General features: G+C 63.7%; 6 protein-coding genes. 3 read left to right on the forward strand and 3 right to left on the reverse strand.

The window, feature by feature from the left end:
* Positions 1 to 653: 653 nt before the first annotated feature.
* Positions 654 to 926: an AbrB/MazE/SpoVT family DNA-binding domain-containing protein gene (locus FWD29_09385; GenBank protein MCL2804142.1), complete on the forward strand. Its 273-nt coding sequence runs from the start codon at positions 654 to 656 to the stop codon at positions 924 to 926.
* Entirely contained in the window at positions 927 to 1343 is a 417-nt protein-coding gene (locus tag FWD29_09390; GenBank protein MCL2804143.1) for a putative toxin-antitoxin system toxin component, PIN family, read from the forward strand.
* A 100-nt stretch (positions 1344 to 1443) separates the two neighbouring features.
* Here the strand turns inward: FWD29_09390 and FWD29_09395 are convergent, their stop codons facing one another.
* Positions 1444 to 2589: a PfkB family carbohydrate kinase gene (locus FWD29_09395; protein MCL2804144.1), complete on the reverse strand. Its 1146-nt coding sequence runs from the start codon at positions 2587 to 2589 to the stop codon at positions 1444 to 1446.
* A gap of 458 nt (positions 2590 to 3047) precedes the next feature.
* Here FWD29_09395 and FWD29_09400 point away from each other — a divergent pair, with 458 nt between their 5' ends.
* Positions 3048 to 4334, forward strand: a complete 1287-nt coding sequence (locus FWD29_09400; protein ID MCL2804145.1) for a nitrate reductase — start codon at positions 3048 to 3050, stop codon at positions 4332 to 4334.
* Between the two features lie 279 nt (positions 4335 to 4613).
* Here FWD29_09400 and FWD29_09405 read toward each other — a convergent pair whose 3' ends face one another.
* Together FWD29_09405 and FWD29_09410 are read right to left on the reverse strand one after the other, a co-directional pair.
* Complete coding sequence (locus tag FWD29_09405) at positions 4614 to 5996, reverse strand: glycosyltransferase 87 family protein (GenBank protein MCL2804146.1); 1383 nt, start codon at positions 5994 to 5996, stop codon at positions 4614 to 4616.
* Positions 5993 to 7675: DUF4352 domain-containing protein (locus FWD29_09410; GenBank protein MCL2804147.1), on the reverse strand; the 1683-nt coding region annotated here is incomplete at its 5' end. The genes FWD29_09410 and FWD29_09405, both read right to left, overlap by 4 nt.

The following is a 7675-nucleotide window of genomic DNA, read 5'->3' on the forward strand; positions in this document are numbered from 1 at the left end:
AACGCAGGCCGAGGCAATTCGAGCTTGCTCGAAGTTGCGAGGCCAAGGCAGCGGTTGACGAGGCCCCCAGGGCCGAGGAGCACCGCAACGCAGGCCGAGGCAATTCGAGCTTGCTCGAAGTTGAGAGGCCAAGGCAGCGGTTGACGAGGCCCCCAGGGCCGAGGAGCACCGCAACGTGATGTCTCGGGGCATTGTTGACACTATGTCTCGGGTGATTTTTGGTGGTGCCCCTGCCTGGGATCCTCCTGTGCCCCGGTTCGACTGAATCGACTTGAACGGCTGAGTTATTGGACCAGATCGACTTGAACCGTTGAGTTATTGGTCCAGATCGAGGTGAACGGTTCGATGATCGGGCCAGAGCGTTTCCCCAGGTGGACGGAAACTGCCGTCATCGAAACGGTCAGGTCGATTGGCCGGTGTCATCGAAGTGTTCAGGTCGTTTGAGCGGCGCCATCGAAACGATCAGGTCGATTGGCCGGTGTCATCGAAGTGTTCAGGTCGTTTGAGCGGCGCCATCGAAACGGTCAGGTCGAGCTCCCAACCAGCACGGGGCAGCGCCACCGGCGAGCCGGAGGGGTGGTGCGGCAAGACGGACTGGGCAGACCTCTGACGTGCTACCCTAGATGTAGGGATTGTAGGGGAGAGGTCAGGGGATGACTGCACCATTGTTGCTCGAAGTGGCCAAAGTAATGGCAAAGGGCCAGATCACACTGCCCAAAGACATTCGCGCCAAGCTCTCAGTTGACACTGGCGACAGAGTCGCCCTGATCTGGGATCAAGACCGTGTGGTGATGATGAATCCCGCCCTGTACGCCATGCGTATCCTGCAATCCGAAATGACCGGTCAGGCCGAGCAGGCTGGCCTGCCGACCGAAGAGGCCGTCGACGCGTACGTAGCCGGCTTGCGGCGGCAGACCAGTCCCTAAGTGAAGTACCTGCTTGACACCAACGTGCTGGTGTCCGCTGCCTTGTTCCCTGACGGCACACCTGGTCGGGCCTACGATCTCGCGCTGAGCTCGCCTCACACCGTCGTTGTCTGCGACTACACCATTGGGGAGTTGCGTCAGGTCTTCCGCGCCAAGTTCCCGGGCAAGACTGAGGCAATGGAGCTGTTTCTGTCCGGTATCTCACCCGGGATCACCGTTGTACCGACGCCTGACACAATCACTGAAGTGGATGTGAGGCTTGTTCGAGACCGCGGAGACTGGCCAATTGTCCGTGCCGCCGTTGCGGCACAGGTCGACGCAATTGTGTCCGGAGATAGGGACCTGCTCGATGCCGAACTGCCACGCCCCCAAGTGTGGACACCGGCCCGGTTTTTGGCCCACTTGCAGAAACCCTGACCAGCTGCGAGGAGCAGCGCCTTTGAGCTAGGCCATGAACAAAACCGGAGGGATTAGCTCTTTCGCCGAGCGAGGAGAACCGCAGCTCAGGGCTCTGAGGCTATTGAGTCGCGACTAGCTGGGCCAGCCAGGACCGGCTGCCGAATTCTTGAACAGACTGCGCCGCGACTCCAGCGGCGAAGGCCAGTTGGCCGGCGAAACTGCCCACAGCCGGGCCATCTTGGGCAATTGTGAGAGAACCAGTCGCCACAGAGTCGCGGGCAATTGCGGGAGAGCCAGCCGCCATTGAGTCGCTGGCCATGGCAAAGGCTAGTGCGCCGTGGAAAAAATCCCCGGCCGCCAGGGAGTCAACCACTTTGACGGACCTAGTTGGCACCGAACCAAGCGGCCCGTCTAGCGAGGTCCAGTAGGTGACCGGACCACCGCCATCGGTCACGGCGCCGAAGCCAACACCCTGCCCGCGCAAGTCCCCGGCAATTACCTCCGCCCCGCCGGGCAAATAGGCGGCCGAGACCACAGCGCAGTCAATGAACGGCAACTGCCTGGCAGTCCACGGCTTCTTGGCGCCGCAGTCCATCACCACCGGGACCGAGGCCGCCCGGGCGGCCTGGGTGATTGGGATTGAAATGTCGGTCTCGTGGGAGTCGACTAGGACCACCTGGGGGCGAATCCGCGCCATCAGATCTGCGGCGTTTGGGCCGGGAGTGGTTGGGTCAGGGTCGCGGTTCGGGGTGGTTGGGTCAGAGTCGCGGTCGGGGGTGGTCGGGGCAGGGTCGTAGTTGGTGGAAGTCGTGGCTGAGTCGCGGTTCGGGGAGGCGTTGCCGGCATCGGGTTCCAGGTTGGCATGGGCCGCGCCGGTCGCCGCACGGTAGGATCGGCCCTGGTCGGTGGCGGAAACCACTGCCCGCTCGCCGGTCGCGGCTGTCACCATGATGCTGGCCAAAGTCGTCGATACCTGGCCCATTGCCGGCGCCACCTGCACCTCGACCCCGTGGGCGGCTAGATCAGCCTTGACCAGGCTGCCAGCCGGATCCTGGCCCAAGCGCGTTACCAAGGTGGCCCGCCCGCCCAGGGCGGCGAAAACAACGGCGGCGTTGGCGGCCGGCCCGCCCGCGGCCACGGCCAAGTCCAGTGCGGTGACCTTTTGGTCTGGCCCCGGCACCCGCTCGACCAGTTGGATTACATCCAGGGCGCTCAAACCAACAAACAGGCCGGTTGGTTGACTGGCCTCAGTACCTGCGTCCATTGGCTGATCGTCTCACACCTTGCAGCCTGAAAAGACCGTTTGGCTGCCCGATGCCGGCTGCCGCGGCTGGCCGGCCTGTCTTGCCTTGACCTCGACCCGGGCTGGCGGGCCAGTGCCGTCGGCGCTGCTTTTGGCTAGCCCTTTTGGCCTTGGCCTGGCACCGGACTGGCGAGCCGCCACTGACGATACCGCCGTAGGCCGGCCTGTCTTGCCTTGACCTGGGCTGGCGGCCCAGTGCCGCCGGCGCTGCTTTTGGCTAGCCCTTTTTGCCGTGGCCTGGTACCGGACTAGCGGGCCGCCACAGACGATGCTGCCGCTGGCCGGCCTGTCTTGCCTTGACCTCGATCCGGGCTGGCGGGCCGCCATTGCCACGAGCAGCGGCGGGGCCCAGATCGACACGTGACCAGGCAGGTAGGATCGGCCCAGCCACATCAGCCAAGTTCAATCGGGGAGCACACATGGCCATTTGGGAACTGCACGGCAACGGCAAAACCATTGCCCCAGGTGATGTGGTCAAACCTCTAGAGCGGTTAGCTTGGCCGCGGACTGTGGCCATGGGCATGCAGCATGTCGTGGCCATGGCCGGCGCCACGCTAACGGTTCCGGCCATCACTGGCTTCCCGGCCACCACCACGCTGTTCTTCAGCGGTGTTGGCACCATCTTGTTCCTGATCCTCACCCAGAACCGGCTGCCGTCCTACCTGGGCAGCTCCTTTGCCTTCATCGCCCCGATCCTGGCCGCCAAGACCAGTGGCGGCGACTACAGCGCCGCATTGTTCGGCATTCTGGTGGCAGGGATCCTGCTGGCCATAGTTGGCGGCATTGTCCAGGTCGCCGGGTCAGGCTGGATCAACGCCTTCATGCCGCCGGCCGTCCAAGGCGCGGTGGTCATGCTGATTGGCTTCAACCTGGCCAGCGCGGCTTGGGGGGCCAAAGGAGAAGACGGATTTGGCTTCGCCGCAGGCCCACTGGCCGGCACAGTCACGGTGGTGGTGGCGGTCCTGGTGGCCGTGTCTCTGCGTGGCCTTTTGGGACGGTTGTCGATCCTGGCCGGGGTTTTGGCCGGCTACATCGTGGCACTAATTCAAGGCCAAGTCGATACGGCGGTAATCAGCAAAGCCGATTTGATTGGCCTGCCGGCCTTCCATGCCCCCAAACCCGATTGGTCGATCGTATTGATGTTTGTGCCGGTGGTGCTGGTGCTAATCGCTGAGAACGTCGGCCACGTCAAGTCGGTCGCCACTATGACCGGGCAAAACTACGACGGCGCCATTGGCAAAGCCCTGCTGGCCGACGGGCTGGCCACCACCCTGGCTGGTTTAGGCGGCGGTTCTGGCACCACCACCTATGCCGAGAACATTGGCGTTATGGCGGCCACCAAGATCTACTCCACCGCCGTCTACTGGGTGGCCGCCGCCACAGCCCTGGTGCTGAGCCTGTTCCCGAAGTTCGGCGCCGCTATTGGCGCCATTCCGCCCGGCGTCTTGGGCGGTGCCGGGGTGGTGCTGTACGGCATGATCGGCCTGCTGGGCGCCCGTATCTGGATTGACAACAAAGTCAATTTCGCCAATCCGGTCAACCTGTTCCCGGCCGCCGCCGGTTTGATTATGGGGATTGCCAACGCCTCGTTTGCGATTGGTGACATGGAGCTGACCGGCATTGTTGTCGGCACAGTGGTGGTTTTTGTGCTGTATCACCCGATGCGCTGGATCGCCAAGATTCGCGGCACCGACGTGACCAACTAAACCAGCTCAGGCTAGGGGGTTGGTGAATAATGCGCGCCGAAACGAGGATCGTCACCAGGTGATGCATCGCAAGGCGGAGGTCTGCCCCGCTAGCAGGGCTAACGGGGTGCGGCCGACAACGAGGAAGGCCGAGCGACGAGCGGCTTGCCGGCTCATCCGAGGCCAACGAAGGTGTTGACGAGGCGCGCAGCGTCGAGGAGTACAACGAAGCGAGGCGCCGCCTGGGGGCGACCGCAGCCGGCGGGAATTGTTCACCAGCCCCCTAGGCGCGGGAACTTTTCAGTCAGCTGGTTCGTCTGATGTTGTAGAAGGTCCTATTTGGTTGGCCGCGTGCTCTGGGGCGAAGTCGGTGCGCGGTCCCGGATGGGACCTTCTCATTTCCGCTCTAATGGCCAAAACTAGTCGCACCAGTCGAATCACCGTCGCCACCAATACCAAGGTCCAACCGATGTTGCGCAGCAGGTAGACCACCAGCAACGGTGGCCAGGCCGATAGGAACGCGATGTAGCCCATCGGGAAAATGACCCCGGTCAGAAGGGCGCAGGCGGCAACCAGTAGCGCCATCGGCCGCCAGAATTGCCGGTCGCGTCGCCAAACCAAAGCCACCAGCACTACAGGCGCCAGCCAGGCGCAAAACTGCGGCGAGCCAACCTTGTTGGCCACGATCAGGGCGGCCAACAGCCCCTGGGAGGCCAAGATCAAACCGTCGATGGGCCGGTGACGGGCCAGCCAGGCCAACACCGCCAGGACCAAACACAACAGCGGCAGGCCAATGTCGCCCACCAGCATGGCCATCTCCGCCCCACCACCCCAAGTCTCGTTGGTGTTGATGGCCTGGTTGTAAAAGGCGATCTGTTCGCCGGCCAGAGCATGAGCCAGCACCACCGGTGTGGCCAGTACCGATTCGACTTGCAGGCCGCGGTCACTTTCGGCCACCAAAAAAGACAGCAGGTGACGAACTGAGCCCGAAATGACGAAAACAACCAGTACAACTCCAGCGCAAAAGCCCAAGGCTGGCAGCACCACTTCAGCCCAACGCCGCTTGGTCACGGCGAACACAGGTGCCAACACCACCGCCGGCGCCACTTTGATCCAAGCCCCTGCCATCAGCAGCACTGAGGCGACCTTCGGTCGCCGGGCCGCCACCAACAACGCCACCACGATGGGAGGGACCACCAGCGCATCTAGCCGCGCCATCGCCACCGGCCCTAGCAGTCCTAAGAACCCCAGCCACCAGATCAACGGCCAACTCGCCCGGCGCAAACCATCCGCCAAGGACTTTGGTAAGCCTTCACCAGCCCCGACAGCACCCAAGCGGATCACGGCCAGGCAAGTGACGGCGTTGACCAAGGTGATAGCCAGGCACCAGGTCACTGTGTAGGGAGTGCCGAAACCAGCCACGGCCGCTAAGACCATTGGGAACAAGGCCCCAACCGGATAGACCCAAGCAACCTCTAAGCCCATCCAACCGTGACCAGACAACCCTTCGCCAACCCACCAGCCGTACAGCGCCAGGTCGTTGGCTCCGACCGCCTGCGGCCCCAAGCACAACCAAATCAAGTAGGCATGCACCACAGCGAAGACAACTGCCAGCAACAGGGCCAGCGTCCTAAGTCTCAGCCGGGCGATGCGAGGGAGCAGCGCCGGCCAAAGCAGACTCATCCCAGCGGCACCATGACCGGTTCTTGGCCAATTTCGCCGGTGAACTCTAGGCGATCTGGTTTTTGGCCTTCTGGAATGTCAAAGACCAAAAAGCCCTCGACGGTCTTTCCTGGCTGGATTGGACTGGCGCCTAACCGAGTGCCTTTGTAGAGGAAGGCGCTGTCCGGCTCGTTGAAAAAGCGCTGCCCATCTGGCAGGCCCAGAGCTTGCCTGTCGGCCATGAAGGTGCCATCGTCACTGGCGGTCCGCGTCACTTTGACACCGACCACAACGAACTGGCCGTGTTCAGGGAGGTTGGCGTCGTCGCCGGTCAGGGAGGTCAGGGAGTCTTCGATCGAAGTCACCTCAAGGCTGAAGCCACCGGATTCGACCGCATGGGCCATTGACCATTCGGTTGCCCCTGTAGCCCCGGCCGAGGGCGTTGGCACCTGCGACGTGGCCGCCTTGTCGTTGCTGGTGATCGACAGGGCCAGCCAGACAACTCCGACCACCACAACCACCAGACCCGCCAGCACCGCGACAGTCATGACGGGTGATGCTCCTGGCCGGTGCAGACCCATATGAGCGAAAAAGCGCTGTATGGCGCCTGGCCCTGGTCTCGACCGCTGGCCAGTGCGACGCTTGGAGTCGCCCCTGTCACCTCGCCCGGGCAGGCGGAACCGGTCAGTTGAATAGGCCTGATCAGGGCCGGCCCCGGCTTTGGCCAGGGGGTCGCCAGGACCAAAGGGCGCAGGCGGCGCCGATGTCGCCCCTGGGCCTGGCTCAGCGGTGGCGGTTGGCCAATCGGCTGCCAAGTCTTCTGTTCGCCCGCCTGTCCAATCGGCTTCAATTGGCGAGCCCACCACCGCAGTTGCCTCTGGGTCCGTCAGGGCCAATTGGTCTGGTGCCGGAGGTTCTACCGGCTGTTTAGGTGGCGGCGTAGCCTGGTCTTCGGGCGGCTCTCTGGCTGAATCCTCTGACACCTCGACCCGGCGCAGCGGCCCGGTCGTAGGCGAGCGCTTGACCTGTTCTGCCAGGGCAAATGGCACAGCTTTGAGTGTGGATGAAGTATCAACCGGCGAGACTTGGTCAGGGTCTGTTGGCAGGCCCGGTGGCACCGCCACCTCGGGCGGGAAAACTGCCGCCCGCGGCGCCAGTCCAGCCCGGCGGCGCAGGTCAGTGGCCGGGTCATGCGGACCATGAACGGATCGTCGGGGCGGCAAGGAGCTCGGTTCCGGCGGTGGCTGTGGTTCGGTCCGCCGCCGTGTCCGCGGCTCGGGTAGTCCCGCCGGGGGCAGGTTTGGTTCCGGCGGTTGCAGGTCGTTCCAGGCGTCGGCCGAAGGCTTGGCTAAGCGAGGCGGTTGATTGCCCGGGGGAGCCGTCCGTGCTTGCCACTTGGGGTCGGCTGCCACCAAACGGGACGCAGCCAAATCGAAGGCTGGCGTTGCCTTTGCCTGCTTCGGTTGGGCCATTTCCGTCTGGTCCCAAGTCGAAGGCGAGGGTGGGCTGGCATTCCGGGAGGCGGCATCGGGCAACTCCGGCGGCGGCGCGAAATCCAAGTTCGCGCCATCTGGCGGCTCAGTCGGTGTTGGGAAAGCTGGCAGTTCAGCCTCTGGCGTCTCAACCGGCGTTGGGAAAGCCAAAGGTTGGGCCACCGGCGGCTCAGCCGGTGTTGGGAAAGCCAAGGGTTGGGCTACCGG

Source organism: Micrococcales bacterium, assembly GCA_009784895.1.
Classification (GTDB): domain Bacteria; phylum Actinomycetota; class Actinomycetes; order Actinomycetales; family WQXJ01; genus WQXJ01.